General features: G+C 65.9%; 28 protein-coding genes and 1 pseudogene. 16 read left to right on the plus strand and 13 right to left on the minus strand.

Annotated elements, in window-relative coordinates; all coding sequences use genetic code 11:
- Window positions 1-128: 128 nt before the first annotated feature.
- The gene (locus AC5Y7E_RS01570) at window positions 129-980 is read right to left on the minus strand and encodes a LysR family transcriptional regulator (RefSeq protein WP_499947255.1); all 852 of its coding nucleotides are present in this window, start codon (window positions 978-980) and stop codon (window positions 129-131) included.
- Between the two features lie 169 nt (window positions 981-1,149).
- Here AC5Y7E_RS01570 and AC5Y7E_RS01575 point away from each other — a divergent pair, with 169 nt between their 5' ends.
- From AC5Y7E_RS01575 to AC5Y7E_RS01595, 5 genes and pseudogenes are all read left to right on the plus strand, one after another.
- On the plus strand, window positions 1,150-2,070 hold the full coding sequence (locus AC5Y7E_RS01575; protein WP_499947550.1) for a DMT family transporter: 921 nt from the start codon (window positions 1,150-1,152) through the stop codon (window positions 2,068-2,070).
- A gap of 162 nt (window positions 2,071-2,232) precedes the next feature.
- Complete coding sequence (locus AC5Y7E_RS01580) at window positions 2,233-2,907, plus strand: esterase (protein ID WP_499947552.1); 675 nt, start codon at window positions 2,233-2,235, stop codon at window positions 2,905-2,907.
- A 35-nt stretch (window positions 2,908-2,942) separates the two neighbouring features.
- Window positions 2,943-3,228: pseudogene (locus tag AC5Y7E_RS01585) on the plus strand (SgcJ/EcaC family oxidoreductase).
- Window positions 3,229-3,270: 42 nt separating this feature from the next.
- Entirely contained in the window at window positions 3,271-3,834 is a 564-nt protein-coding gene (locus AC5Y7E_RS01590; RefSeq protein WP_499947256.1) for an arsinothricin resistance N-acetyltransferase ArsN1 family B, read from the plus strand.
- Between the two features lie 17 nt (window positions 3,835-3,851).
- The gene (locus AC5Y7E_RS01595; RefSeq protein WP_499947257.1) at window positions 3,852-4,808 is read left to right on the plus strand and encodes a dipeptidase; all 957 of its coding nucleotides are present in this window, start codon (window positions 3,852-3,854) and stop codon (window positions 4,806-4,808) included.
- Window positions 4,809-4,911: 103 nt separating this feature from the next.
- Here AC5Y7E_RS01595 and AC5Y7E_RS01600 read toward each other — a convergent pair whose 3' ends face one another.
- Window positions 4,912-5,520 (minus strand): hypothetical protein, encoded by a 609-nt coding sequence (locus AC5Y7E_RS01600; protein WP_499947258.1) that lies wholly within the window; start codon window positions 5,518-5,520, stop codon window positions 4,912-4,914.
- A 138-nt stretch (window positions 5,521-5,658) separates the two neighbouring features.
- Between AC5Y7E_RS01600 and AC5Y7E_RS01605 the strand changes: the two genes are divergently transcribed.
- The 3 genes from AC5Y7E_RS01605 (at window position 5,659) to AC5Y7E_RS01615 (ending at window position 7,813) form a co-directional block, all read left to right on the plus strand.
- Window positions 5,659-6,918, plus strand: a complete 1,260-nt coding sequence (locus tag AC5Y7E_RS01605) for a TetR/AcrR family transcriptional regulator (protein WP_499917345.1) — start codon at window positions 5,659-5,661, stop codon at window positions 6,916-6,918.
- Window positions 6,919-7,202: 284 nt separating this feature from the next.
- A complete protein-coding gene (locus tag AC5Y7E_RS01610; RefSeq protein ID WP_499917344.1) occupies window positions 7,203-7,427 on the plus strand; it encodes a hypothetical protein in 225 nt (74 codons plus the stop codon).
- 11 nt (window positions 7,428-7,438) lie between these two features.
- The gene (locus tag AC5Y7E_RS01615) at window positions 7,439-7,813 is read left to right on the plus strand and encodes a hypothetical protein (RefSeq protein WP_499947554.1); all 375 of its coding nucleotides are present in this window, start codon (window positions 7,439-7,441) and stop codon (window positions 7,811-7,813) included.
- Between the two features lie 37 nt (window positions 7,814-7,850).
- On the opposite strand, the gene AC5Y7E_RS01620 is transcribed toward AC5Y7E_RS01615, so the two are convergent.
- From AC5Y7E_RS01620 to AC5Y7E_RS01630, 3 genes are all read right to left on the minus strand, one after another.
- Window positions 7,851-8,018, minus strand: coding sequence for a hypothetical protein (locus AC5Y7E_RS01620; protein ID WP_499917343.1), 168 nt, complete (start codon window positions 8,016-8,018; stop codon window positions 7,851-7,853).
- 151 nt (window positions 8,019-8,169) lie between these two features.
- A complete protein-coding gene (locus AC5Y7E_RS01625) occupies window positions 8,170-8,859 on the minus strand; it encodes a class I SAM-dependent methyltransferase (RefSeq protein WP_499917342.1) in 690 nt (229 codons plus the stop codon).
- A gap of 51 nt (window positions 8,860-8,910) precedes the next feature.
- The gene (locus AC5Y7E_RS01630) at window positions 8,911-9,810 is read right to left on the minus strand and encodes a class I SAM-dependent methyltransferase (protein ID WP_499947259.1); all 900 of its coding nucleotides are present in this window, start codon (window positions 9,808-9,810) and stop codon (window positions 8,911-8,913) included.
- 158 nt (window positions 9,811-9,968) lie between these two features.
- Between AC5Y7E_RS01630 and AC5Y7E_RS01635 the strand changes: the two genes are divergently transcribed.
- Together AC5Y7E_RS01635 and AC5Y7E_RS01640 are read left to right on the plus strand one after the other, a co-directional pair.
- Window positions 9,969-10,391 carry a nitroreductase family deazaflavin-dependent oxidoreductase gene (locus AC5Y7E_RS01635; RefSeq protein ID WP_499947260.1) on the plus strand — a complete coding sequence of 141 codons (423 nt, stop codon included), beginning with the start codon at window positions 9,969-9,971 and terminating at the stop codon, window positions 10,389-10,391.
- A gap of 257 nt (window positions 10,392-10,648) precedes the next feature.
- Window positions 10,649-12,226 carry a SulP family inorganic anion transporter gene (locus AC5Y7E_RS01640; protein WP_499947261.1) on the plus strand — a complete coding sequence of 526 codons (1,578 nt, stop codon included), beginning with the start codon at window positions 10,649-10,651 and terminating at the stop codon, window positions 12,224-12,226.
- A 23-nt stretch (window positions 12,227-12,249) separates the two neighbouring features.
- Here the strand turns inward: AC5Y7E_RS01640 and AC5Y7E_RS01645 are convergent, their stop codons facing one another.
- Window positions 12,250-13,107, minus strand: coding sequence for an LLM class F420-dependent oxidoreductase (locus tag AC5Y7E_RS01645; RefSeq protein ID WP_499947262.1), 858 nt, complete (start codon window positions 13,105-13,107; stop codon window positions 12,250-12,252).
- A 186-nt stretch (window positions 13,108-13,293) separates the two neighbouring features.
- Between AC5Y7E_RS01645 and AC5Y7E_RS01650 the strand changes: the two genes are divergently transcribed.
- A complete protein-coding gene (locus AC5Y7E_RS01650; protein ID WP_499947555.1) occupies window positions 13,294-14,229 on the plus strand; it encodes a 2-hydroxyacid dehydrogenase in 936 nt (311 codons plus the stop codon).
- Window positions 14,230-14,371: 142 nt separating this feature from the next.
- A complete protein-coding gene (locus tag AC5Y7E_RS01655) occupies window positions 14,372-14,797 on the plus strand; it encodes an ATP-binding protein (protein WP_499917668.1) in 426 nt (141 codons plus the stop codon).
- Window positions 14,798-14,816: 19 nt separating this feature from the next.
- On the opposite strand, the gene AC5Y7E_RS01660 is transcribed toward AC5Y7E_RS01655, so the two are convergent.
- Window positions 14,817-16,034, minus strand: a complete 1,218-nt coding sequence (locus AC5Y7E_RS01660) for a cytochrome P450 (RefSeq protein WP_499917337.1) — start codon at window positions 16,032-16,034, stop codon at window positions 14,817-14,819.
- A gap of 146 nt (window positions 16,035-16,180) precedes the next feature.
- Window positions 16,181-17,539, minus strand: a complete 1,359-nt coding sequence (locus AC5Y7E_RS01665) for a WS/DGAT/MGAT family O-acyltransferase (protein WP_499917336.1) — start codon at window positions 17,537-17,539, stop codon at window positions 16,181-16,183.
- A gap of 159 nt (window positions 17,540-17,698) precedes the next feature.
- Between AC5Y7E_RS01665 and AC5Y7E_RS01670 the strand changes: the two genes are divergently transcribed.
- Together AC5Y7E_RS01670 and AC5Y7E_RS01675 are read left to right on the plus strand one after the other, a co-directional pair.
- Window positions 17,699-18,676, plus strand: coding sequence for a methylenetetrahydrofolate reductase (locus AC5Y7E_RS01670; RefSeq protein ID WP_499917667.1), 978 nt, complete (start codon window positions 17,699-17,701; stop codon window positions 18,674-18,676).
- Between the two features lie 49 nt (window positions 18,677-18,725).
- Entirely contained in the window at window positions 18,726-19,496 is a 771-nt protein-coding gene (locus tag AC5Y7E_RS01675; protein WP_499917335.1) for a class I SAM-dependent methyltransferase, read from the plus strand.
- Here AC5Y7E_RS01675 and phoU read toward each other — a convergent pair.
- From phoU to AC5Y7E_RS01690, 3 genes are all read right to left on the minus strand, one after another.
- Entirely contained in the window at window positions 19,493-20,128 is a 636-nt protein-coding gene (gene phoU, locus AC5Y7E_RS01680; RefSeq protein ID WP_499917334.1) for a phosphate signaling complex protein PhoU, read from the minus strand. The genes AC5Y7E_RS01675 and phoU overlap by 4 nt on opposite strands.
- Window positions 20,129-20,198: 70 nt before the next feature.
- Window positions 20,199-21,530, minus strand: coding sequence for an MFS transporter (locus tag AC5Y7E_RS01685; protein WP_499947263.1), 1,332 nt, complete (start codon window positions 21,528-21,530; stop codon window positions 20,199-20,201).
- A 300-nt stretch (window positions 21,531-21,830) separates the two neighbouring features.
- On the minus strand, window positions 21,831-22,406 hold the full coding sequence (locus AC5Y7E_RS01690) for a hemerythrin domain-containing protein (protein WP_499947264.1): 576 nt from the start codon (window positions 22,404-22,406) through the stop codon (window positions 21,831-21,833).
- Between the two features lie 275 nt (window positions 22,407-22,681).
- Here AC5Y7E_RS01690 and AC5Y7E_RS01695 point away from each other — a divergent pair, with 275 nt between their 5' ends.
- Together AC5Y7E_RS01695 and AC5Y7E_RS01700 are read left to right on the plus strand one after the other, a co-directional pair.
- Complete coding sequence (locus AC5Y7E_RS01695) at window positions 22,682-23,566, plus strand: cyclopropane mycolic acid synthase family methyltransferase (RefSeq protein WP_499947265.1); 885 nt, start codon at window positions 22,682-22,684, stop codon at window positions 23,564-23,566.
- 283 nt (window positions 23,567-23,849) lie between these two features.
- A complete protein-coding gene (locus AC5Y7E_RS01700; RefSeq protein WP_499947266.1) occupies window positions 23,850-24,227 on the plus strand; it encodes a hypothetical protein in 378 nt (125 codons plus the stop codon).
- Between the two features lie 22 nt (window positions 24,228-24,249).
- On the opposite strand, the gene AC5Y7E_RS01705 is transcribed toward AC5Y7E_RS01700, so the two are convergent.
- Both AC5Y7E_RS01705 and AC5Y7E_RS01710 read right to left on the minus strand, forming a co-directional pair.
- On the minus strand, window positions 24,250-24,516 hold the full coding sequence (locus tag AC5Y7E_RS01705) for a YdeI/OmpD-associated family protein (protein ID WP_499917330.1): 267 nt from the start codon (window positions 24,514-24,516) through the stop codon (window positions 24,250-24,252).
- The gene (locus tag AC5Y7E_RS01710; protein ID WP_499947267.1) at window positions 24,513-25,409 is read right to left on the minus strand and encodes an SCO6745 family protein; all 897 of its coding nucleotides are present in this window, start codon (window positions 25,407-25,409) and stop codon (window positions 24,513-24,515) included. The genes AC5Y7E_RS01705 and AC5Y7E_RS01710 overlap by 4 nt, the downstream gene beginning before the upstream one ends.
- Window positions 25,410-25,421 lie beyond the last annotated feature (12 nt).

The following is a 25,421-nucleotide window of genomic DNA, read 5'->3' on the forward strand; positions in this document are numbered from 1 at the left end:
TGCTGCGCCATCGGGACGACTGTCGGCGGTTAGCCGGCCGGTGTGCTGCCGATTCGGCGCCGCTGTTGGCCGGTGCGTCGCCGGCCAATGCTTCGCGCTGCGCTTGCCCCGGTGAGGTCTCTTTCGAATCAGGTTGCGGCGGCGAGCAAATCGCGTACCGCATCGTCGACCGTGCGCAGCAGTCCGTGGTCGATTCCGGAGCGGCCCCGCACCAGTATGGAGGCGCTGTTGGCGGATGGCAGGCCCTCGGCCGGACTCAGCCCGTCGGGGAACTTGCCGATCATCGGCAGCAGTGCCACGCCAAGGCCCGACCGCACCGCCGCGTAAAGGCCGGACAGATCGCCGCACTCGGCGGCGATCTCGTACTCGATATGGTGGCTCTCCAAAATTGCGAAGGCCGGCTCGCGCAATGTGCACGGCTCGGCGAAAATCACCAGCGGCAGCGGGTCTCGTCGTGAGAGCGCCAGCGAGCGAGCTGAAACCCATTGCAACTGGACAAGTCCCGACGCGTTAGCGCGATCCAGGCCCGCCCCGTCGAGCATGATGGCCAAATCGATCAGACCGCGGTCGATCGAGTCGGCCAGCGACACATTGCGGTCGAGCCGGAAGCGCACCCGTAGATCGGGGAGTCGCTCGCGCAACACGCGGGACAGCCCGCCCAGCATGACGTCGGCGCCGTGTTCGGTGGCACCGATGGTCAGGGCCTTGTGTTCGGTCGCGCCCAGGTCGTCGAGGGCGGCGTCGTGCGCGGCCAGTATGGTGCGGGCGTGGCGCAGTGTCTTCTGGCCGACGTCGGTGAAGACGACCCCGCGTCCCGAGCGTTGGACTATCGGCTCGCCGACCACGGCTTCGATTCGGCGCAGATGCTGGCTGACCGCGGACTGACTCAGATGTAGAGCGGCGGCAGCACGGTGGAAGCCGCCGCAGTCGGCGACGGCGACGAGGCTGCGCAGCGGAGCGATATCGAGCACCTGGGCCACAGACGCACTGTAATCCGATCGTCTTGACTAATCAATCACTGGCGTTGTCGGCTGAATCATCGCCGCTGATAGGGATACCGATAAGGTGATGCGATCGATCATGATCGCCAATAATCGTTGGACTGCGTCGGTCGATCACGCGAACATGGGTGGCATGCCTTTGCCGCGCATGCCAGCGACCACCGCCACGGCGGTGACATTCTTCTACGCGCTCGGATATCCGATCGGGACGCTGGCGGTTACGGCGATGACGCCGATGGCCGCCCTGGTGCTCCGGTTCAGTTTGGCCGCAACGATTCTGGCCACGTGGTCGATGGTGGCCAGGGCCGGCTGGCCCCGGGGAGCGCAGCTGGGCCATGTCCTGGTGACGGGTCTGCTGATCCAGGGCGTGCAGTTCTGCTGCCTGTATGAGGCCGTTCAGCTCGGAGCGCCCGCGGTGCTGTGCGCGGTGGTGATTGCGATGAACCCGGTGGCCACCGCCATCCTGGCGGCGATGTTTCTGCGGGAACCGCTCGGCGCGCTGCGGGTGGTTGCGCTGGTGCTTGGCGTGGCCGCTGTGTTGGCCGCCTGCTCGCGCAGGCTGATGAGCACGCACGGCGCCGACCCGGTCATCCTGTTGCTTGTCGTTGGGCTGCTTGGCCTTTCGGCCGGCGGGGTGTATCAACAGAGGTTCTGCCGCAGTGTCGATTTTCGCGTGACGAGCGCCATACAGAACGCCGTCGGATTGATACCCGCCTCGGCCCTTGCGGTCGTCACGCCCTTTACGGTGCACGACGGCGTCAAGGCGGTGATCGCGGTGAGCGGCATGGTGCTGTTGAATGCCACGCTGGCGGTGAGCCTCTATGTGCGCGCCATCAACACCCACGGTGTGACGGCGGTGGCGATGCTGTTCGCCGTCATTCCGGCGGCGGCCGGCGTGTTGTCGTGGATCATCCTGGGCCAGCGTCCTGACAAGGGGATTGCGGTCGGCCTGGTGCTGGGCGGGCTGGCATGCTGGGTCCATTCGAGGGCATCCGCCGGGAGCCGCTCAGCGGGCCAGAGCATGCCCGCCATGCTGCCGCGGGTCCAGCTGCAGGACGCACGGCGATGAGATCCCGAACGAGCGCGGCGGGGAGGCGTCGCCAATAGGCTTGCCCACCATGGCCCATCCGCCGCAGCGATCTGTGACAATGCACCCTGCGGAATATCAACGGAGGCGTGGGTGAAGTCGGACATCGGGCGGCGCAGCGGATCAACGTGGTCAGCGGGGGCGGTGGCGTTCCTTGTGACGGTGCTAGCCTTCACCGGCACTGCCGTGGCCGGCGCGGACCCGCAATTGTGCAATCCGTCGAGCGTCGACGCGAATCACATGTGCCATTTTGATGCCTCAGAGCCCCTGTCGGATATCGGCATGGTGTTTCCGGCTGATTATCCCGATGAGCAGACGATGATCGGCTATTTGACCAAGACCCATGACGATTTTCGCAACGCCCGCGGACCGCTGAATACGTTGAAATCGCCGACTGCGTTGAAGGTTACCGGTACCCGATACAGCTCGGGTCCCCCGGCCACGGGCACCCAGTCGGTAGTCACCGAGATGTACCAGAACCTTGGCGCCGCGCATCCGCTGGTCTGGTACAAATCGTTCAACTACAACCTGGCCAATCGGCAGCCGATCACCTTCGACGCCTTATTCCAGCCGGGAACTCAACCGCTGCAGGCCATCTTGCCGATTGTGCAGAAGACCTTGGCCGACCGGTATCGGGCGAAGGTGTCGATTCCGCCGGCCACCGGTCTAGAGCCGGCGAATTACCAGAGCTTTGCGATCACCAACGACGCGATCGTGTTCTTCTTCGACCAGAACGCGTTGCAGCCGGCGATGGAGGCTACGCGGGTATCGGTGCCGCGCGGCGCGATCGCCTCGATGATCAGCGCCGACATCGCCTAACCGGCCGTTATAGTGGTGCAACTGCGGGAGGCATCGTGACAAGTGGCGACCAGCGGGCCGACGAACAAGCCATTCGTGCGCTCCTCGATCAGCAGGTAACAGGTTGGGCCGCAGGCGATCCAGGGGCTTACGCCAGCTGATGTCGCGCTGGTGCACGCGAACGCGTCGGTGGTCAAAGGGGCGCGACGGCGTAACCGGCGCAGGGCTCGTGTCAACACCAGCGTGGCTGTGCGCAGGGACGGCCGCTGGCAGCTCGCCGCCTCGCAGAACACCACCCACCGGCGGCTCGCTGAAGTGCTTATGTCTAAATTGTTTTCCTGATCATCGGCGCCCGACTAGCGTTGTGTGGTCATGAGGGCTCGAATGGCGACGCCGCAGGATGCCGATGCGGTGGCGGCACTCTATCTGCCCTATGTGCGCGACACGGCGATTTCCTTCGAGACGGCGCCCCCTGATGCCGAAGAGATGCGGTCGAGGATCACCGCAACGCTTGCGCTTCTGCCCTGGCTGGTCGTCGCCGATGGTGACGACGTCAAGGGTTTTGCCTACGCGAGCCCGCATCGCGCACGTGCGGCCTACCGCTGGTCTGTCGATGTGTCGCTGTACCTGGACGAATCGATTCACCGCCAAGGACACGGCCGCCGGCTCTACGCTGTGCTGTTGAATGTGCTTGTCGCACAGTGCTATATCAACGCCTATGCGGGTATCGCACTACCCAATCCCGCCAGCGTAGGACTACACGAAGCGCTGGGCTTCACGCCGGTGGGCGTCTTTTCCGGCGTCGGCTTCAAGCATGAAACATGGTGGGACGTCGGCTGGTGGCATCGCCGGCTGGTCGATCCGCCTCCGGATCCGCCCGAGCCGCTGCCCTGGTCCCGGCTGCCCGATCAGGCCCTCGCCACCGCCCTCGCCGCATACAGCCGATAGCGGGAGAGATCGCATCGATGACCACGCTGCTCTGGGACCAGCACACCTGTCTACCGCTCAAGACCGACGCCGACATCGATCCGCTGACTCGGTATCAAGGCGCCACCGGCGCAGTGCTTTCCGTCAACGCGGGGTACTCACCCCACAGTTTCGACGATGCCGTGGCGCTCCTGCGGCACTACCGCGCCGCGATCGACGCCCGCGCGGACTTCGCCGTGGCTGACACCATCGACGAGGTGGATGCGGCGGCGCGAGGGGGACGCATAGCGGTGGTGTTCGACCTGGAGGACTCACGGCCGTTGAATGACGACCTCGCGAATGTGCGAAGGTTGGCCGACCTCGGTGTTCGCACCCTGTTGCCGACCTATAACAACGCGAACCGCGCCGGCAGCGGTTGCCTCGACCACACCGATGCGGGCCTGACCGCATGGGGCCGGGCGGTCGTTGCCGAGCTCAACGCCGTCGGCGTCGTCCCGGACGGCTCGCATTGCAGCGCTCGCACCGGTCTGGATATGTGCGAGGTATCTTCTGGCCCAGTCATTTACAGCCATTCGTGCATGCGCGCAGTCTGGGACCACCCGCGCAACATCACCGATGATCAGGCACGAGCGTGCGCGGAAACCGGCGGCGTCGTCGGTATCACCGGGGTCGGCATCTTCTTGGGACCCAACACGCCCACACTGGACGCGATGACTCGGCATCTGGAATACGCCGTCGACCTGATCGGCATCGAGCACGTCGGTGTCAGCACCGACTTCTCCTTCGACGCAGCCGACTTCATCGATGAGCTGCAGCGCAATCCACATCTGTTCGACGACAGCTACACCCGTTGGGGCCCGATCCAGTGGATGCCGCCAGAGATCTTCCTGACGCTCGGTGAACACCTCCGGCGCAGGGGGTGGAGGGCCGGCGATATCAGCGCGGTATTGGGCGAGAACTTCCATCGGGTGGCCCGAATCGCCTGGCGCTCTTGATCATCGCCGCTCAAGCTGCGGCGGTCTGAAGGCACCTCGGGGAAGCGAGTCGCCAACCCGTCCCGGGTTGGCGACTGTGCGGAAGCGTTTCGGCGATGGTTCGTCAGTCGCATGCGCCCGAGTCGCGAAGCGAGCTGCCCCAGCCGGTGGCCGCGACGATGTTCGCGTGCGTGACTCCTGACGGGTCCTTCCTCTTGATGCTGTCGCTGATCCGCGATAGTTGAAATGCCAAGTGGGTCATCGGTTCGCCGCCGTATACCGGCGAATACGGCCCGAGGTTGTCGGGCTCGTTGGTGATGATCAAAGGCTTTACTCGAGGAGCCAGAAAGGCCGTCGATTGATCGATATTGGCGACCACGGTGTGAGCGTTTCCCTGCACGCTGCCGGCCGAGTAGTCGTCATGCTGATCACCGAGGTACCGGTTGAAGTCGTTGACCTGGCCCATCAGCGGGTCGAATTGCGACTTGTACCATTGGCAGGAGTCCGACATTCCCCCGATCATCTCTGGTGTCACCCGTGCGGCGAATGTGTTGTACGGCCAGATGGAGACGTTCGGTGACCAATCGCTTGGCGCCGGCGTGAACACCGGCAACGGCGGCGGAGGCTGCCCCGGATCGGCGGTGGCCCGGCCGGCGAGCATCAGCGCAGCGGCGAATACCGGCCCGGCGCACGCCAGGCCAGTCGCAGCCCGTCGTAACCTCGTGAGCTCCATCCGCATTCCCAATGGAACACGGTATCGGACGGGGCGTTCTCCGGTGGGCATATGGCATGGATGCGCAGCTGGCCGGCTCCGCGATTCCGTCGTCTAACGATCGCCCGAACGGCCTCCCTGGCCGCTACGGTGATCTGTATGCCGTCGGCCAGCCGCTCCTCCGCGGACCAGGTAAAGCGGCGCCCGAAGGACCGCAAGATCCAGATCGCGCGCGCCGCTACCGATGCATTCAGCGAGTTGGGCTATCACGCGGTCAGCATGGAGAACATCGCGGCGCGGGTGGGAATCTCGGCTGCCGCGCTGTACCGCCACTCGCAGGGCAAATATGACCTGTTTCGCGAGGTCTTCCTGGCGCTGGGACAGCAACTGGTCGACGCCACGGCATTCGCGGATGCTTTACCCGCCGACGGAAATCCCGAGGAGCAACTCAGCGCACTCACCGGTGCGCTGATCGACACAACGATCGTCAACCGCACCGCGGGTGGGCTGTATCGGTGGGAGGGCCGCTACCTGCGCGGCGACGATCAGCGCGCTCTGGCCGAACAGATCAAATTGATCAACCGGCGCCTGCAACGTCCGCTGATCAGGTTGCGGCCGAAATTGACGTCGCGGCAGCGCTGGATACTGTCGGCGGCCACACTGAGTGTCATTGGCAGCATCACCGACCATCGTTCTCGGTTGGGCAATGCCGAAATTCGCGCGGCGCTGACCGATATCGCGACCGCCGTGTTGCGGACCGAGCTGCCGAGCCAGCGTGGTCGCGGATCCGACCAGCCGCGCCCCGTGACACTGACCAGCGCCGCCGGATGTTATGAGCTCCTGTTGCACGAATCGATGCGCCTATTCAGCGAGCGAGGCTATCGCGAAACCGGGATGGAGGACATCGCCGCAGCGGTCGGCATACCGGTTGCCACTATCTATCAATACTTTCCGGGGAAGGCCGCCATTTTGGCGGTTTACTACCGGCGCGCCGCCGACCAACTCTCGGGTGACCTCTCCAGCATGCTGGCCACCGACGCCGACCCGGAACAGGCGCTCACGCAACTCATCGAGGCCTACGTCAACCGGTCGTTCGCCAACCCGGAACTGGCGTGCGTGTACTACACCGAGCGCCACAACCTGCCCGACACCGACGCGGTGCTGCTCTACAACATTCAGCGCTCCACCGTCGAATCCTGGGCCAGCCTCGCCGTCGCGGCCAGCCCGGAACTCACCCTGGGCCGGGCCCGATATGCCGTCCACGCCGCGTTCGCGCTTGCGGTGGACGTCGGGCGCCTGGTCTTCTCCGACACCAGTGCTGCCGCCAGCCTCACGGTGCGTCGCCTGATGGAGGTGACGGTGTTGGGGCGACCCGCCTCCTCTCCCCCTGCGCCACCCGGCAGCCGACAACGTCGCTGACCGGTCGTCGCGGATGCCCTTTGCCGCGGAACCCATCCCCACTTGCTGTGGGGACGTCCATCGCGGCCGTGCGTCCGGGCGAGCTGAACGCCCGCTTCCGGCAGCGTATCTCCCGCTCTCATTGGCCGCGCCTGACCGACGGCGACGGGCGCACCGGACTATCGAATCGCCCGAATCGGCATTAACATAGTCGGATCTAGTCCGCGTGCCGGGTGTGCCGGAGTCCGCATTGCTTCGGTGGGCCGCCGTCAAGCTCGGCAGGCGCCCGCGCGAAAGGCATGCCCATGCTCAACAGGATTCGCACACTTCTGGAGTATCAATTGACCATCGCTGAACTGCTGGGACTGGCGATACTGCTGGGGACGCCGTACCTGATCGTTGGCGTGATCTGGTCGAGCACCCATACCCAGCACCTGCACGACATGCACGGCGCCGATTTGGTGGTGTCCTTCCTCGGCTCGATCGTGTCGTGGCCGGTGCTGCTTTTCGCCAACGTGTGCATGACTTAGGGGGCCGCGTGATTAACCGAGTGCCGCTGATCGTCTTCGGCGCCGTGCTGCTATTGGCCGGCGGAACCTTCGCACTGTACTTCCCGGTGTTCATCGACGCCTTTGATCAGTTCGGCTGGCAAGTCAAGTGCGGCAACGGTTTTACAACCGAATTGACCCAGGCCTCGAACGCGGCCGGCACGGCGCACAACTATGTCGATCGATGCGAGAGCGCGCTGATGGTCCGGCGGTTATGGGCAATCCCGACGGCGGCCCTGGGCGGGATGATGCTGACATGGGAGGCTGCGGCGGCAGTCGCCCGCGACCACCGGCGGCCGGCTGCATCTGCGCGTCGGCCGCAATCACCGGGCAACGCGGCGTCACGGCAAGACGAAATGCGCTGCTGAGAGGCGACATTCGCTGGCCGAGAGCCGCTGGGCGGAGCTATCGTGTGCTCTCGTCGGGCAGGTCGTGCCGAGACTGGTGCAATGCCGGCCCGTCGGGATCCTCATCCTGGTGCTCGAGTTGCTCTTGTAACTTGCGCTGTTCCTCGGTCGCCTTGCGGGCGTCCTCGGGCGCAGCGGGCGGGTCGAAGTTCACTTGCTGATCCACCGAGATCTCCTCTGAACGGCTGCAGTGCCATCAGAATCTCCCGAATGACGGGTGTCGAAACCCGGCCCGATCGGTCGATGCTGATTGCGCTGCTCACGGCGCTGCGGCAATCGCTTCTGGCTGACCACCGCGGCGCCGTTCGCCACGTTCGTCAGCCGAGGTGCGCGGAGAGCAGCCAGGCGCCCACGGACTTGCGACCGTTGTCCTCGTCACGAATGTCGGCGCCGGCGAAGGCCTCAAAGCCGGCCAGGAAGCTCTCAGGCACGTTGGCGTGGATGCGCGCCGGCCGGATCTCATCGATCACCCAGTACTTCGAGACGACATCGCGCAGCTCGGTTTCGGTGACAGCGTTGACGGGGCCTTCGGCCGGCATCGCGGCGCGGTCGAAGACGAGCACGAAGTACGAGGCTCCCGGTGCGGCGGCCCGCACGATGGACTGCTGGTAGCCTTCGCGCAGTTCGACGGGCATCGAGTGGAAAAGCGTGCTGTCGACGATGGTTCCGAAGCGGCCGTCGTAGCCGGTGAAGGCGCTGATGTCGGCGACATCGAAGGTGGCGCTGGTCAGGCCCCGCCGGGCGGCTTTCTCGGTTGCCAACGCGATGGCGGTGGGCGACTGGTCCAGGCCTACCGTGGTGAAGCCGCGCTCGGCGAGGTACAGCGATACCGCCGCCTCGCCACAACCGGCGTCGAGCACGTCGCCGTGGAACTTGCCGTCCTCGATCAGGGCGGCGATCTCGGGCTGCGGCTCACCGATGCTCCACGGTGGCCGGTTTCCCTCGCCCATCTCGGGAGCCTCACCCCGATAGGCGGATTCGAACATCTCTTGGGTCGGCTGCGTCATAGTCCCCTTTATATCAAGTTAGCTGATATGTGTCAATGAGGCTGATATGCGCTACTGGAGCGTGGCCGTCAGGTACCCCGATGCGTCGCCGAAGGAAGCCAGTTCGTCGTTCGGCACTGCGAAGCCGTGTGCGGCAAACGCCTGCTGGGTTGTCCGTATATCGATCCGCCAACCACGCGCGGCCAGGTATTCGGCCGCGCTGTTGCGCTCACCGGTGTAGAACAACTCCGCCAGATTGATGTTGGAGCCAATGCGCTGAGACCGCTCGGTCAACTTCTTCGCCCAGTCCGAGGGGATGTCGCGCAGATCCATGTGTTCGGTGGCAATCCGGCTGCCCGGCGCCGAAGCCGCGGCGATGTTGTCGAACAAACGGTCTTGCGCCTCGGGCGGCAGGTAAACGAGCAGCCCTTCGGCGCTCCACGCAGTCAGCTTTTGAGCGTCAAACCCCGCTGCCACGAGCGCCGAAGGCCAGTCGTCGCGCAGGTCGATCGCCACGGTGCGGCGCTCAGCACTCGGTGTGGCGCCCAGCTCGGTCAGAGTTCGCGTCTTGAATTCGATCACCTCGGGCTGGTCGATCTCGTATACGACCGTCCCCGCCGGCCAGGGCAGGCGGTAAGCCCTGGTGTCCAAGCCGGACGCCAGAATGACCGCTTGCTGGATACCCGATTCGGTCGCTTGCACGAAGAAGTCGTCGAAGAATCGGGTGCGCACGGTGATCTGCTCCCGCACGGCCCGGCGGTTCAGCAGCGGGTCATCGCTACGGTCGAGCCGGTTGCCGAGAAGCTTGATGAAGGCGTCTGCGCCCACCGCCCGGACGAGCGGATCCGCCCAGGGGTCGTTCAACAACGCGTCTGGGCCCTGGGACGCGATCGCCCGCTGTGCGGCAACCGCCGTCGCGGTGGCTCCGACGCTGGACGCCAAATCCCATGTGTCGTTCTCGGTGCGGGTCACGCCCGTCTCCTCTCTACAGCCTGCGGCGAAATTAGCTAGCCTGTCTAAACGACTCCACTGTACTCCTGCGCGCAGGGGTCACCGAGGCGCGCGGCGACGCGCGGTGCAGGGCGACACCCGGGGAATGCAGTGGCGCTGGCCGGGTGTTCGCTGTAGGTATGGCTGACGAAATCGAAATGAGCCCGAGGGGCTGGGTGCGCGACCAGACCGAACAGATCTTGAGTCGAGGCACGACCGATGGAGTCGAGGTATTCGACCGACCGATCGTTCTGTTGACCGTCACCGGAGCGAAGTCGGGCAAGCAGCGCTACGTACCGCTGATGCGGGTCGAGAAGGATGGTCGTTACGTGATTGTCGCGTCCCACGGCGGCGCTCCGGAACATCCGGTTTGGTACTTCAATTTGAAGGCGAATCCGGCGGTGACGTTGCAGGATGGCGACAAGGTTGTCACGTTGACGGCTCGCGAGCTCGACGGTGCCGAGCGCGAGGAGTGGTGGCAGCGGGCCGTTGAGGCTTTTCCGCCCTATGCCGAATACCAGGAAAAGACGGCACGTCAGATCCCGGTTTTCGTTCTGGAGTAACCGCTTTCCGTCTAATGGTCTTGGTGTCTGCGATCGGCGCCGAAAGATTTGCATTCGATATGCGCTCGGCTTGTCCGGTTGACCCTTCGTGCTCGCCCCACCTACCTTCGAACGCATAGTCCAGGCACATCCGCCGAACAATGACGTTCGCGGTAGTTCTAACCGCCTGCGCTGCACGGCTTTACGCGTTTCCTACCTGCCGTGACCGGGTGGATATCGAAACGCCCACCGCTAGTGATCAATTCAGGGGAGGGCCGGTGCAACAGGTAGAACAGCCAGTTCGTCGGGGCGCGCAGGACGCAGGCCAATCCCGAATCGACCGGTTACGCGAGACGCTCCCCTACGACCTGCCGGCCTCATTGGTCGTCTTTCTGGTGGCACTCCCGTTGTCGCTCGGCATCGCGATTGCTTCGGACGCACCGGTTCTCGCCGGTCTGATCGCGGCGATCGTCGGGGGAGTGGTTGCCGGATGGATCGGCGGCTCACCACTGCAGGTGAGCGGCCCGGCCGCGGGATTGACCGTCGTCGTTGCCGACGTGATCTCTCAGTTCGGCTGGGCGATAACATGTTTCATCACCGTGGTGGCCGGGATTCTCCAAGTCCTGCTGGGGTTCAGCCGGATTGCGCGGGCGGCCCTGGCAATCTCGCCGGTCGTGGTGCACGCCATGCTGGCCGGCATCGGAATCACGATCGCCCTGCAGCAAGTGCACGTGTTGCTGGGTGGCGCTTCGAAGAGTTCGGCCTGGAGCAATGTCATCGGCCTGCCCGCACAAATCGTCGGCGCTCACCGGCCAGGCCTTGTGTTGGGTCTCTTGGTGATCGCCATTCTGATCGCCTGGCGCTGGGTTCCGGCCAGGGTGGCCAAGATTCCCGGGCCACTCGTCGCGATCGTCGTGGTCACCGCTATTTCGGTGGTCTTTCCGTTCAACGTATCCCGGATAGTCCTGGATGGCTCGGTGATCGAGGCGTTGCGCCTACCGTCGTTGCCACACGGGAACTGGGCAGCCGTCACCGTCGCGGTGATCACTGTCACCCTGATTACGAGCGTGCAGAGCCTGCTGACCGCGGTGTCGATCGACCGGATGCACACCGGCGCCCGAACGGACTTGAACCGCGAGCTGATTGGGCAGGGCGCGGCGAACATCGCGTCGGGTGCGATCGGTGGGCTCCCCATCGCGGGTGTCATCGTGCGCAGCGCGGCCAACGTGAATGCCGGCGCGAAAACACGCGCCTCGACCATATTGCACGGCATTTGGATACTGCTCTTCGCGGTGCCGTTCGCGGGACTCGTCGAAGAGATCCCCACGGCGGCACTTGCCGGCCTGCTCATCGTGATCGGCATCGAACTGCTGAAGCCCGCGCATATCGAAACCGCTTTGCGCAACGGAGATCTCGTCGTCTACTTGGTAACCGTGCTCGCTGTCGTCTTCCTCAACCTGCTGCAGGGCGTCATGATCGGACTCGCCCTGGCCGTCGCCGTGACCGGATGGCGGGTGGTGCGGGCCAGGATCGAGGCCAAGCCCGTTGGTGACGGATGGCACGTCGTCGTGGAAGGTGCGTGCACCTTTCTGGCATTGCCACGCCTGACCGGCGTGCTGGCGTCCGTTCCCGAACGCACGTCGGTCACCATCCACCTGCTCACGAACTATCTCGATCACGCGGCGCACCAGGCGATCAGCGACTGGCAACGACGGCACTGCGCTACCGGCGGGCAGGTCCACGTTCGTGACACGGTCGACACGAGTGACCGTGAGACCGCAGGAAGGTCGAAGGCGAACCGCCGCAACGTGCACCTGAGCCTGGTCGAGGAGTTGTCGGCGTCAGGGAGCAAGTAAAGCCGACGACCGCGTCGGCGCCGCTACTTCAGGTCGGCGGCGACCTGCTCCAAGGCGGCGAGGTGCTCGTCGACGCTCGCGAAGCCGGCCTTCATGGTGTTCACCGACAGGTGGCTGGCGCCGGCGGCTTTCCATGCGCCGATGGTGGCGGCGAGCTTGTCGCGGTCCTCGGTCCAGCTGACCCGGCCTTCCATTCCGAGGCTCTTCGGGTCACGGCCCGCCGACTCGGCCGCGCGGTTCACCTGTTCGAGTGCCTGATCGAGTTTGGGACCGGGCTCCACCATGGGAAACCAGCCGTCGCCGAGCCGGCCGGCACGTTCGTACGCGCGATCGGAGGCCGCACCGAACCACACGGGTATCGGCCGCTGGGTGGGCAGCGGGGCCAGGCCGGCCGCGGTCACGGTGTGGTACCTGCCGGTGAAGGTGACCGACCGTTCGGTCCAGAGCCTGCGCATGACCTCGACCTGTTCCTCGGAGCGTCTCCCGCGGTTGGTGAACGACTCGCCGAGCGCCTCGTATTCGACGGCGTTCCAGCCCAATCCGATTCCGAGCCGAAAGCGGCCCCCGGAGAGCACATCGACCTCGGCGGCCTGCTTGGCCACCAACACCGATTGGCGCTGCGGCAAGATGATGACCCCGGTGACCAGTTCCAGTGACGTGACCGCGGCCAGGTAGCCGAACATGACGAAAGGCTCATGAAACGTCGAGTCGATGTCGTAGGGGCCCTTGAAGCCGTGATGGACCGTCGGGTCGGCGCCGACGACGTGGTCATAGGCGAGGATGTGGGTAAACCCGAGCTCCTCGACACGCTTGGCGTACGCGCGAAGGACGGCGGGGTCCGAGCCGAGCTCGGTTTGTGGGAAGACGACTCCGATGCGCATTCGCTATCCAACCACGTCGCCTCGGGTGCACTTCCCGCGCCCGAAAGACGCAGTGCACCAGCAAGAATTCGACCGGTGCCGATGGCCGGCGGGATATTGCCCTGCGCGACAGGGGCGGGATGCGGCGTCAAGCATGATGTAAACGTGACGGCAAAACAGGTCAGCGGGGTGCTACGGGTCGGTGAAATGGAGCCGACGTTCGAACGCGAATTGGCCGCGCGCTACGAGATTGCGACGCTTCCCGACGGAACCGCGCGAACCGAGTTCTTGGTTGAGCATGGCGCCGATGTGCGCGTGCTGGTGACATCGGGATCGCCCGGCGTCGATGCCGCCATCATCGCGGCGCTGCCCAACCTGGAGGTGATCGTCAACAATGGCGCCGGGGTGGATCTGATCGATCTCGGTGCGGCGAAGCGCCGCGGCATCGGCGTGAGTAACACTCCCGACGTGTTGTCGGACACAGTCGCCGACACGGCGGTGGGCCTGATCTTGATGACGCTGCGCCGTTTCGGTGCCGCCGATCGCTACGTGCGCGCCGGCCGATGGGTCCGGGAAGGCCCATTTCCCTATGCCAGAGATGTCAGCGGCCTGCAGGTCGGCATCTTGGGCCTGGGCCGGATCGGTTCGGCGATCGCGGCCAGGCTCCTCGGATTCGACTGCGCCATTGCCTATCACAACCGCCACCGCATCGAGGGATCGCCATTTCGCTACGCCGAGTCGCCCGTGGAACTGGCCGAATCGGTCGACGTTCTGGTCGTCGCCACGACGGGTGACCGCGACACGCACAGGCTCGTCGACCGGGCCGTGCTGCACGCCTTGGGCCCCGACGGTTACCTGATCAACATCGCGCGGGGCAGCGTCGTCGATGAGGACGCGCTGGTGGAACTGCTGACCGCCGGGCAACTGGGGGGTGCGGGGCTGGACGTCTTCGCCGAGGAGCCGCGGGTGCCGGCGGAGTTGTTCGACCTGGACAACGTGGTTCTGCTGCCGCATATCGGCAGCGCCACCGCGCGGACCCGGCGGGCCATGGCGCTGCTGGCGATCCGAAACCTCGACAGCTACCTCCAAACTGGCGAATTGGTCACACCTGTCCTGTCGCGGCGCCGCTCGAACCCGCGATAAACGCGGTTCGTCGCGATGACCTGGTGATTCTGGATGGCTATTCAGCTGTGGCCGAAGCGATACTCGCAGAAGGTTATTGGTCCAACCGCTTCTGGGTATGTGACTTTTCATGAGTCCACTAGAGCCGGAGACTGCCACGCCGGTGCGGCTGACGCTCGCCGGCCCAGCCCGCCCCGATACGGCGGCGGAGTGGCGTCGTGCGCTGCAACGGTGGCTGCAGCAAGAGGTGCACGCGCCGGAAAAGATCCGCGAGGACATCGTTCTGGGCGTGAACGAGGCGCTGGCGAATTGTGTTGAGCACGCGTATCGCTCGCATCATCAGGTGGGCGCAATGAAACTGCAGGCCAGCTACGACGCCGACGCCGAGTCGATTCGGGTCTGCGTCAGCGACCGGGGCAGCTGGCGCAAACCCTCGTCCAGGCACCCCAACGACCCCCGCGCATCGCGCGGCATCATGTTGATGCACAACCTCGCCGATCACTGCACCATCCATGCGCGCCCCAACGGGACCAGCGTCTATTTGGATTACGCGACCGATGCGGACCTTGCCGCTCACCAAACCCGTTGAATCCTCGGTCCAGCCGAGATCAGGCGCGTGAGGCGGCCGTCGGCGTGAACTTGACCGGCATCTTCTCCAGCCCGCTGACGAAGTTCGCCGGGCGCAGCGGCAGCGGCTCATCGGAAGCCAGCCGCATATCGGGAAGGCGCTTCAGCAGCCGCTCGAGCATGATCGACAGCTCCAGGCGCGCCAGCTGATTGCCCAGGCAGAAGTGGGTGCCGAACCCGAACGCCAAGTGGTTGTTGGGATAGCGGTCGATGCGGAAGTCCTGCGGATCGCCGAACACCGCCTCGTCGAAGTTCGCCGATTCGAAGAGCAGAATGATCTTCTCGCCCCGCTTGAGCTGCGCGCCGTGAAAGTCCAGGTCGGTGGTCATGGTGCGGGCCATGTTCTTGACCGGGGCGGTCCACCGCAGCATCTCCTCGATCGCGTTGGGTAGCAGCGCCACGTCGTCGACCAGCCGCTGGTGCTGTTGCGGGTGCCGTAGAATCTGCGCGGTACCGCCGGAAAGCGTGTGCCTGGTGGTCTCGTCGCCGCCGATCAACAGCAACAGCACCTCGGTGACGATCTCGTGGTCGGCCAGCTTCTCGCCATCCACCTGCGCGTGTACCAGCACACTGACCAAGTCATCGGTCGGCTCCGCCTTGCGCGCCGCGATCATGCCCGTCATGTACTCGGTGTAAGCGGCGAATGCGTCCACCGAGACCTGAAAATCCTCTTGCGCGGTCGTGCTGCTGAGCAGGGTGACCATGTCGTCGGACCAGCGAAGAAACATCTGGCGTTCCTCCGGAAGTACCCCGAGCATGTCGCCGATCACCGCCATGGGAAGCGGAGCGGCGAGGTCCCAGACAAAGTCGCATTCGCCCCGCTCGCAGACGTTGTCGATCAGCGCATCGCACAGCTCGGCGATCGAGTGCTCCCTGTCCTTGACGCGTTTGCGGGTAAAGCCCGAGTTGACCAGCTTGCGCCGCAGCAGATGCGCCGGGTCGTCCATCGCGATCATCATCGGCGGCGCGTCCTGGTCCGGCCGGATACCGCCGGCGTTGGAGAACATCTCGGGCGCACGCTCGGCGTCGATCACCGCCTGGTAGGTCGCCGCGGCCGCCAGCCCGTTGCGGTCCCGAAAGACCGGTTCATTCTCGCGCATCCACCGATAGACGGGCCGGGAGTCGCCCGCATAGAAGGCGCCGTCGGTCAGATCAATGTCCGGCCGTGACTGGTTGCGCGTATCGGTAGTGCTTGGCACGGGTCCACCCTTCCCGCATGCGGTCGGTTACCGTGGACCTTACAGTAGGAACGGTGGTATTCCCCACAACAGGTTTCAACCTGATGCAGCAACGGGGCGCCGGCGGGTTTCACGGACTGCTGGGACGGCAAGCGATGCAACGCATCTCAGATGCCCGCGCTGAGTTCCAAGTCCTTCAGCGCCGCCTCGAGGTGGCCGAGCATCCGCTGCAGGTGCGGGACGCTGCGCCGGCAACCGACCAGACCGAAGTCGAGGTTGTCCGCGTTGTTGGTGACGGTGATGTTGACCGCTTGGCCGTCCAATGGGATCGACAGAGGATAGTTTCCGTCCAATCGCGCTCCGCGCCAGTACAATTGGTCGCGGTTACCGGTCGATACGTTCGAGATGACGATGTTGAACGGCGGCGATCCCGCCGACAGGTAGCCGGGGATCAGCCCGAAGAACAGCCCCCCGATGTTGAAGGCGGACAGCGCCAGCTGCTGGACCGGAGGTAGCTGCCAGAACACCTCTTTGGTCTCGCGGATGGACGCGCTGATCGTCTCGAGCCGCTTGGCCGGGTCGTCGAGGTGGGTCGCGAGATTGCACAGGAAGGTTCCGACGTTGTTGCCGCCGCGATCGTCGTCGTCCTTGCGCAGATTGACGGGGACCATGGCGGTCAGGGGCGCGTCCGGCAGGGCGTTCTGATCGATGAGGTAGGCGCGCAGGGCCCCGGCGGACATCGCGAGCACCACGTCGTTGATCGTCGCACCGGTAGCCGACTTGACCGCCTTGATGCGCTCCAGCGAGTAGGACTGGGCCGCAACCCGCCGGGCGCCGCCGATCCGCACGTTGAACATCGAGCGCGGCGCCCGAAACGGCAGGGTCAATTGTTGTTCGAGCAGCGCCGCGCGCGCGAGCTTGAGCGTGGAGGGCGCCATGGCGAGCGCCGACCCCGCGGTGCGGCCGACCCGGTCAAACAGCGACGACTGGTGCCGGTGCCCGCTGCGTTTGCGCGGACCGAGGCTCCACGGCACGCGCACCTCGTCGTCCTGGGGATCCGACGTGAAGGCGCGCTGCATCAGGCGTAGCGCCGAGACGCCATCCATGAGGGAGTGGTGGTACTTCGTGTAGACCGCATAGCGCCCGTCCTGCAGACCTTCGACGAGATGTGCCTCCCACATCGGACGGTGCCGGTCGAGCAGGCTGCCGTGCAGCCGGGACGCCAGCTCGAGCAAGTCGCGGACCCGTCCGGGTTCGGGCAGAGCGGACCGGCGCAGGTGGTAGTCGAGCTCGACGTCCTTGTCCAAGGACCACGCGACATTCGTGATGCCGCCGAAGAAGGCGGGATGTTTGCGGAAGGACGGCTGGATTTCGGTGCACTCGAGCATCGCCTGGTACGCCTCGCGCACGAAATGGGGGCCGGCGTCCTCCGGGGGTTCGAAGAGCTGCAACGAGCCGACGTGCATCGGATGTTCGCGTGACTCGCCGATGAGGAACAACGCGTCCATCGGTGATATCGGTTCCATAGCCGTTCCCATTCCCTCGCTGTGCCGCGCGCCCAGCGCGCGCCCCTTTCGTATTAGCCGCGGGAACCACTTGCTAATCCACCATCGGCGTTCGGACCGCGACGGGTCAGAGCGCTTGCGTGCGCATTGGTGTGGGTATTGACGCTCAAGGGGGTGACGATGCCGGCGGAGTCGGAGTGTCCCAAGCGGATGGAGTTCGGGCCGTGCGGCGGCGTGCGCCCGGACGGACAGTGCGAGATGCGCGCTGGCCCGTGTGCGTTCGACGACGTGGTGCCGTGGTCGGGTCATCGCCCCAACCGTCGTCTCGCCAGTGCTCCGCGGGTGCTCACCGACTTCAGTGCCACCCCCTTCGATCCCGACGACATCGCCGCGACCGCAGCCATCCTCGCGCCCGGGTGCGACGCCGTCCTGGTCGGCGAGCATCAGAACAAGCCCGATTTTCCACCGACGCTCATGGCGTCGTTGCTGCTCGACGCCGGCGTGACGCCGTGGATCACGCTGTCCTGCCGCGACCGCAACCGGGTGGTCCTCGAGCAGGAGTTGAGGGGATTACGCAGCATCGATGTCGACACGGTGCTGTGCGTGACGGGTGACGGGCGCGGATACGACGTGCGCCCAGACGTCACGCAGACCTTCGACCTCGACGGGCCGCGCCTGGTGTCGCTGGCCGCCTCGGTCGGCATGGCCGCAGCGGTACCCGAGACGCCCACCGCTCCACCCGTGCACCGCCGACCGGCCCGCCTGGTCGAGAAGCAGCGAGCCGGAGCGAGCCTGGCGGTGCTGAACCATGTGCCGTTTCCCGACATGGTCGCCGACTTCATGACGACGGCGCGATCGGTCGGCCTGACCATCCCGGTGATCGCGGCGGTCGCGGTGTTCACCGACAGCATCTCGGCGGCGGTGCTGGAGGGTTTGCCCGGACTCGAGCTCGATCCCGCTGTGACGCAACGGGTTTTGAGTGCGCGGGATCCGGTGGCCGCCGGGATCGCGGCGGCGGTGAGCGAGGCGCGGGAGCTGTTGTCGATCGAGGGCATCGAGGGTGTCAACGTCTCGGGGCTGGCGTCGGCGTCGGGCCCCCGCGTCGGCGCGGAGATCAAGGCAGAGGTCGGTCGTCGGATCCGGGCGGAGGCGCCATGACCCGTGCCGACGATGCAGGGGGCCGCAACGAGGGGGAGGAGCGGCGCCGATGACCGACGCGATGAAGGCCGAGTTCGACACCGTCGCCGAATGGACCGCGCAGGTCGCGGCGGAGCTGGGGCCGGACTACCACCTCCCTGCCGGCTGCCGGGGAAGCGGAAGTCCGGCTGCGCTCGACTGGCTCATCGAGCGGATGGAGTTGACGCCCGGCGCCACGCTGCTGGATTCCGGCGCGGGTGTCGGGGGCCCTGCCGCGTACGCCGCCCGATCCGGCGCGGTGCGGCCCGTGCTCGTCGAACCCGAAACGGGCGCTTGCCGCGCGGCGCGGGAACTGTTCGGCTTCCCGGTGGTGTGCGCATTGGGATCGGCCCTGCCGATCAGGGACGCGAGTGTCGACGCCGCCTGGTCGCTGGGCGTGTTGTGCACGACGCCTGATCAATTCGCGTTGCTCACGGAGTTGCGCCGCGTCGTACGGCCGGGCGGGCGCATCGGCTTGCTGGTTTTCGTCGCGCACCGTGAGTTGCCGTCAAACACGTTGGAAGGCAATCATTTTCCGACGCCAAACCGAATGCGTGAGCTACTTTCCGCGGCCTCACTCCAGGTCGAGCAGTGGCTCGGCACGTCGGCCCTGCCGCCGATCGACGACACGTGGAACGAGCGCGTGGCCACCGTGGAGGGCGTCCTCGGGGACCGGCACGGACACACGGAAGCCTGGCAGCTGGCCGAACGTCAGAGTTCCAGGATCGGGCGGCTGCTCGAGGAGGGAACCCTCACGGGTGAGTTGTTGGTGCTGAGCCACGCGGCGCAGGGCCCCGGCTAGCGCCCCGTCGCCTGGAAGATCACCCGCCGCGCGATCTCGACCGCGTGGTCGGCGAAGCGTTCGTAGAAGCGGCCCAACAGCGTGGCGTCCACGGCGGCGGCGACTCCTTGCGCCCAGGCCGGATCCATCAGCACCGCCAGCAGTTGCTGGTGCAGCTCGTCCATCGCGTCGTCGTCGTGACGAATCTGGGCGGCCCCGCGCGGATCTTGCGACATCAGCACCTGCCGCGCCCCGAGGGCCAATGCCTCGGCCGCCTCGCCCATGGCGGCGATGTATGGCCGCACCTCGACGGAAACGGCCGGATGGGGATGGCGGCGGCGGGCGATCTCGGCGATGTGGACGGCCAGCTCGACCATCCGTCGCGCGTCCGCGGCGATCCGGATGGCGCTGACGACCGCGCGCAGGTCGGTGGCGACCGGCGCCTGCAACGCCAACAACACGAACGCGGTGTCCTCCACATGAGCGTCGAGAGCGACGATGTCCCGGTGGCCGGCGATGACGCTTTCGGCCGTCGTCAAATCGGCTTTCAGCAGCGCCTCGCTCGCCCGCTTGATCGCCTCGGCGGCAATCGAGCACATGTCGGCGAGCTGGTCGGTCAGCGTGTCCAGCTGCTGGTGGAAACCGGTCCTCACCTTCCAGGGATAGCCCGCTTCCGCCAGATGAATCCAGCGTCGAACAGCGGAAGTTCCGCCGGATGGCCCGCTAGCCGACGCCCTCGGCGAGCGCGCGAGCCTCCCGCTCGGTTTCGACGGCAGGCCCGGAGCCCGGCAACGGCTTGCGGGCGACTTCCGGGGTGAACAGCAGCGTGATGGCTCCCACCACGCCAGCGAAGATCAGCATGTAAGCCGGCACCATCACGTTGCCGGTGGCGGATACCAGCGCCTGGGCGATCAGCGGGGTGATACCGCCGACCAGCGAGATCGAGATGTTGTACGAAATCGCCAGCGCCCCGTAGCGCACGTTGGTGGGAAACAACGCCGGCAGCGTGGCCGGTCCGGTGCTGTCGAAGCACAGTTCCATCAGGCCGATCAACAGCACGCCGATGAAGATCACCGGGTACCAGCCGCCGAAGCGGATGAGCAGGAACGCCGGGACGGAGGCCCCGATCAGCAGCCCGCAGCCGGTCCACATGATGGGTTTGACGCCGATGCGGTCGGACAAGCCGGCGACGAGCACCACGGTGACCATCAGGATCGCCAGCGTCGACACGATCATGACCAGTCCCGCGGTGTGCCCCACCCGGACGAAGAGCCGGAGGTAGGTCGGCAGGTACCCGGTGAGCATGAAGTCGGCGACCTGGGAGGTCAGCACCAGCGCCGCGCAGATCAGCATCGGGCGCCACTGGGCCGCCACCGTGCGCAGAATCTGCTGCCCGCCTTGGCCGCCGGAGGGGGGCGCGGCGTCGTTCGCGCTCTGGTAGGCGGAGGACTCCTTGAGCCGAAGGCGCAAGTACAGGGCGACCAGGCCGAAGGGAAAGCCCAGCAGCAAAGGAATCCGCCAGCCGTACGTCAGCATGGCGTCGTCCGGCAGCCAGGTCTGCAAACCGGTCACCAGCAACCCGGCAAGGACGAATCCGACCAGGTTGCCCATTGGCAAGAAGCCGACCATCTTGCCGCGTTTGTGGTCCGGGGCCTGCTCGACGAGATAGGTCATCGCGCCGACATATTCGCCGCCGGTCGACAGGCCCTGGAAGATTCGTGCGACGACGAGCAGGATCGGCGCCCAGATGCCGATGGTGCCGTAGGTGGGCAACAGGCCGGTCATGGTGGTGCTCACCGTCATCATGAGGATGGTGACGACCAGCACTCGGTGCCGTCCGATCCGGTCGCCCAGCGGCCCGAAAATGAATCCGCCGAGCGGGCGCACGACGAACGCGGCCGCCAGCGTGCCGAAGGTCGCGATGAGGTGAACGCCGCTGACGCTCTTGCCGGGATAAAACACCTGGGCGATCGTGGTGGCGATATAGCCGTAGACGCCGAAGTCGTACCACTCCATGAAGTTGCCGATCGCGGTGCCCATGATGGTTTGGCGCATAGCCGGATCGGCGACCCTGATGTCTTTACGTGCCCATTTCCTCCGGCGGCGGCGTGGAGTACCCATCGGATGATGGCTTACCCGAAACGTTCCCGGGAGGAACCAGCGGGGTCGGGTGTTCGGGCGTGCTGAGGGGCCACCCGCAGGTCGCCGCGATGTTGCGGCGAGGCCGTAGGCGGATGTGATTGCGTCAGGAAAAGCCAGCTAGGTGCGCCTCGGTGGCGCCGTCGTCGACGGCATCGCCTCGCAGCCCGAGCCGGGGTTGGTTATTCGCGTCACGTCAGCTCGAGCCGGGCGAGGTCATTGCCCTTTGAGGCTCCCGATGCGCAGCGAGAAATCGGCGGGTTTGGCCGGCGTCGGCTCCTCGAACTGTTCGACGTAGCGCTGCGGGTCACGATCGGTGATCAACAGGCCCTCGGTGGTGGGGTGCTCGGCCATGAACTCGCTGTATTGACGTCCGAGGGCTTCGCGAAGCCCGATGGGCGCGTTGCGCCGAAAATCCGACAGCCCCTCTCGCTCCTCCTCGCCCATGTGATCGTCGTTGGCCACCCGGGTCCGCCCGACGGCTGCCCACCACTCCTGGCTGCCGAGTGCGGCGGCGTTGGCGTCGCGCACGCCGTCGCGGATGTCGTTGTGATCGCCGATCGCGTCGAGGGTCTCGCCTTCGGCGTCGTCACCCCCGCGTTTGAGCAGCTGCGGGTAGAAGATCTTTTCTTCGATGTAGGCGTGCACGTCCAGCTTGTCAGCGAGCGGGCGCCACACCCGGTTGAGGGCGGTCGGGTCGTCGGGGCGGCGGGCCTGCAGATCGTCCAGTCGCGCGAACTGTTCCCGAAACCACTCGTGGTCGGCAAGGATCAGCATGGTGATGTCTGCCATCTTCAGAATCCCGCCTCTCGGAACGCCGGTCAGCCGGGCTTACCCGGTTCACCAGCTGAGGTAACAACTCGACGCGGGATCCGTCAACCGCGTGCGCCCTCTGCGTGACCACTCGCTCGAGTGCGCCGGCAACAACGCCCCTTCCATCGGCGCTGTGGCCCTGAACAGGAACTCGCCGGGAGGGCGCTGACGTCCGGGCGGATACACTGGTGCGTCAGTCAGGCGATCAGCTTCGATCGCACCCGAATCAAGAAGAATCAGTCAGAGGTTGTGCCTTGTCCGAAAAACCCGGCGATGCCGTCAGCTTGGAACCGCATTTCGAGGACGTACAAGCGCACTACGACCTGTCCGACGAGTTCTTCGCGCTGTTCCTAGACCCGACGCGCACTTATAGCTGCGCCTATTTCGAGCGCGACGATATGACGCTGGAAGAGGCGCAGTACGCCAAGGTCGATCTCTCCCTGGGCAAGCTTGGGCTGCAACCGGGCATGACCTTGCTCGACATCGGATGCGGGTGGGGCACCACGATCGTCCGTGGCCTCGAGAACTACGACGTCAACGTCGTCGGCCTCACGCTCAGCCGCAATCAACAGGCGCACGTGCAGCGCCGTCTTGACAGCCATCCCTCGCAGCGGTCCAAGCGGGTGCTGCTGCAGGGCTGGGAGCAGTTCGACGAAAAGGTCGACCGGATCGTGTCGATCGGCGCCTTCGAGCACTTCGGACGCGACCGCTACCCCGACTTCTTCAAAATGGCCTATGAGGCGCTGCCGGCCGACGGCGTCATGATGCTGCACACCATCATCAAGCCCAGCGACGAGGAGTTCGCCGAGCGCGGGCTGCCCATCACGATGACCAAGCTGCGCTTCATGAAGTTCATCATGGACGAGATCTTCCCGGGCGGAGACCTGCCACAGGCCAAGGGCGTGGTGGAGCACGCGGAGCGCGCGGGCTTCGGTGTGAAGCTGATCCAGCCGCTGCGCCTGCACTACGCCCGCACCCTGGACACCTGGTCGGCCGCGCTCGAGGCGCACCGGGACGAGGCCATCGCGATCCAGTCCGAAGAGGTCTACGACCGGTACATGAAGTACCTGACGGGTTGCGCCGACCTGTTCCGTGAGGGCTACACCGACGTCGCACAGTTCACCCTGACCAAGGGCTGACGGCAACTGCCGCGGCCGGCCGATCGGGCTTCCCGGTTGGCCGGGGTGCGGTTTACCGGTCCAATTCTGCGGGTAATTCCACGGCAACAACCTGATTCGGTGCGCGCCGGTGTTCCTCGGTGTAACGCCGCTGGGAGGACTGACCGTGAGCGCCAAACACCGCATGCCGGATTCGCCGGAGCATACGCCGACGCCGACCCATCGTGGTCGCCGGCGCGGGCTGTCCGGCGCAGCCTCGGTATGCGAAATCGTCTCCGCGTCGCTGCTGGGTGCCGCCTGCGTAATGGCGCTGGTACTCAACGGACCGCAGTCCGAGAAGCGCGCCGTCGCTGCCGATCTCGAACCGCCGGCCGCCTCGCAGCCGATAAGTCAGGAAGGCACCGTGATGGCCGTGTCGGCGGACTCGGTGACCATGCGCGGCGCCGACGGGCATATCCAGACCTATCGCTTCACCCCGGACACCACGGTTGTCACCCGCGGCGCGCGTCAACCCATTACCGCCGCACCACATTTCGCGGTCAATGACAAGGTCGTTGTGGTGGGCACTATCGAGGATGGAACGGCGCTGGCTACGGCGGTGGCCTACCGGGGTTCGGGGCATGGCGAGGCGCCGCCGATGGATTTCCCTGACGGCCAGGCGGTTCCAACCGGCGCGGCCTGAGCCGACACTCGCCGGTGCGCATTCACTTTCCGGTGCGCTCGCGGTGTTTGCAGCCCGGCCAGCAGCAGGGCCGGCGCTTGCCCTCCTCCAACTCCTCCTGGGTCCGGCGGATGCGGCGCTCCCGGGTCGCCTGCTGCTTGGCATCCTCGACCCAACAGATGAACTCGTTTCGGGCCAGCGGCGTGATGTCCTTCCAGGCGGCGAGCGCGGCGGCGTTGCCGATCAGCGACTCGCGCAGATCCGCAGGCAATTTGTGCACGACACCGCCGGGCACGCGCTGGCCGCTCATCGGTCCACCAGATGCGCGGCGCCATCGTGTAATTCATCGCGGCGCAACGTCATTGGGGTGAGAGCCGGAACGTCGCCGCCCGCCACCACGGCGCGGGTGATGGGGGTGAGCGCCCCGAACAGTGTCTCCACCTCGTCGTCGCTGAGGGCATCGAGTGCGGACAGGGCCAGCGTGTCGGTCGTCAACTCGATGTGGTCCTTCACTTGCCGTCCCGCCGCGGTCAGCGTTCCGTCGTCGTTGAGCAGCCCCCGCTCGGCGAGCGCGTGTTCATGTTCGCGCCAGGACGTCTCGTCGTAGTCACGGGTGCGGGCGATGTAGTCGCGAGCGACGTTGCCCGCCGCGGCATGTAAGACGTTGGATTCTCGGCCGGAGACGCCGGCCGCGGCCAGCACCGCCACGTGCGCGTCGCCACGCTGTTCGCGCAGCAGCGTGGTGGCGTGCCAGAGGGCGGACAGCGGATCGTCCGGCCAGGGCAGCGCCACATTCGCGGCGAACAGCGGCCGCGCATCGAGGGGCGCGCTGCGGGCCGCCCGGCCCGCGAGTTCGGCTGCAACGCGGACGTTTTCGTCGTCCGAGCCCAGGCCATAACGGCGTAGCGCCGCCACCGCGGACTCTTGCCGAGCCTCCAACGCGGCCTGCGGACCCGCGATCTCCCATGCCGCCGGCAGCGCCTTGGCCACCCGTTGGGGCGCGAAGTTGTAGAAGACCGCGGCGACCACTTCCCTGGGCACCACGCCCAACGGCGCCGACCGCGCGGCGAAATAGCCCATCCAGAAGCCCCGGTAACCCAGTGCGTCCAGTGCGGCCCGCGCTTCCGGTGCGAAGTACGTCACCGCGTGCACCGGTTCGTAGCGATCGAAAAAACGTCGGGCCAGCACGGGTTGTCGTCGCATGCTGGCAGTTAA

The organism is Mycobacterium sp. NGS17 (assembly GCF_059813205.1).

Excerpts from the sequence above, each read along its gene's own strand:
- AC5Y7E_RS01610 (WP_499917344.1), top strand. The coding sequence starts at position 7,203 with ATGCTCAACAGGATTCGCACACTTCTGGAGTATCAATTGACCATCGCT.
- AC5Y7E_RS01705 (WP_499917330.1), bottom strand. The coding sequence starts at position 24,516 with ATGAGCGGCCAGCGCGTGCCCGGCGGTGTCGTGCACAAATTGCCTGCG.
- AC5Y7E_RS01685 (WP_499947263.1), bottom strand. The coding sequence starts at position 21,530 with ATGCGCCAAACCATCATGGGCACCGCGATCGGCAACTTCATGGAGTGG.
- AC5Y7E_RS01645 (WP_499947262.1), bottom strand. The coding sequence starts at position 13,107 with ATGCGCATCGGAGTCGTCTTCCCACAAACCGAGCTCGGCTCGGACCCC.
- AC5Y7E_RS01700 (WP_499947266.1), top strand. The coding sequence starts at position 23,850 with ATGGCGCTGGTACTCAACGGACCGCAGTCCGAGAAGCGCGCCGTCGCT.
- AC5Y7E_RS01670 (WP_499917667.1), top strand. The coding sequence starts at position 17,699 with ATGCCGGCGGAGTCGGAGTGTCCCAAGCGGATGGAGTTCGGGCCGTGC.
- AC5Y7E_RS01595 (WP_499947257.1), top strand. The coding sequence starts at position 3,852 with ATGACCACGCTGCTCTGGGACCAGCACACCTGTCTACCGCTCAAGACC.
- AC5Y7E_RS01690 (WP_499947264.1), bottom strand. The coding sequence starts at position 22,406 with ATGGCAGACATCACCATGCTGATCCTTGCCGACCACGAGTGGTTTCGG.
- AC5Y7E_RS01665 (WP_499917336.1), bottom strand. The coding sequence starts at position 17,539 with ATGGAACCGATATCACCGATGGACGCGTTGTTCCTCATCGGCGAGTCA.
- AC5Y7E_RS01710 (WP_499947267.1), bottom strand. The coding sequence starts at position 25,409 with ATGCGACGACAACCCGTGCTGGCCCGACGTTTTTTCGATCGCTACGAA.
- AC5Y7E_RS01650 (WP_499947555.1), top strand. The coding sequence starts at position 13,294 with ATGGAGCCGACGTTCGAACGCGAATTGGCCGCGCGCTACGAGATTGCG.
- AC5Y7E_RS01575 (WP_499947550.1), top strand. The coding sequence starts at position 1,150 with ATGCCAGCGACCACCGCCACGGCGGTGACATTCTTCTACGCGCTCGGA.
- AC5Y7E_RS01675 (WP_499917335.1), top strand. The coding sequence starts at position 18,726 with ATGACCGACGCGATGAAGGCCGAGTTCGACACCGTCGCCGAATGGACC.
- AC5Y7E_RS01600 (WP_499947258.1), bottom strand. The coding sequence starts at position 5,520 with ATGGAGCTCACGAGGTTACGACGGGCTGCGACTGGCCTGGCGTGCGCC.
- AC5Y7E_RS01635 (WP_499947260.1), top strand. The coding sequence starts at position 9,969 with ATGGCTGACGAAATCGAAATGAGCCCGAGGGGCTGGGTGCGCGACCAG.
- AC5Y7E_RS01625 (WP_499917342.1), bottom strand. The coding sequence starts at position 8,859 with ATGACGCAGCCGACCCAAGAGATGTTCGAATCCGCCTATCGGGGTGAG.
- AC5Y7E_RS01605 (WP_499917345.1), top strand. The coding sequence starts at position 5,659 with ATGCCGTCGGCCAGCCGCTCCTCCGCGGACCAGGTAAAGCGGCGCCCG.
- AC5Y7E_RS01590 (WP_499947256.1), top strand. The coding sequence starts at position 3,271 with ATGGCGACGCCGCAGGATGCCGATGCGGTGGCGGCACTCTATCTGCCC.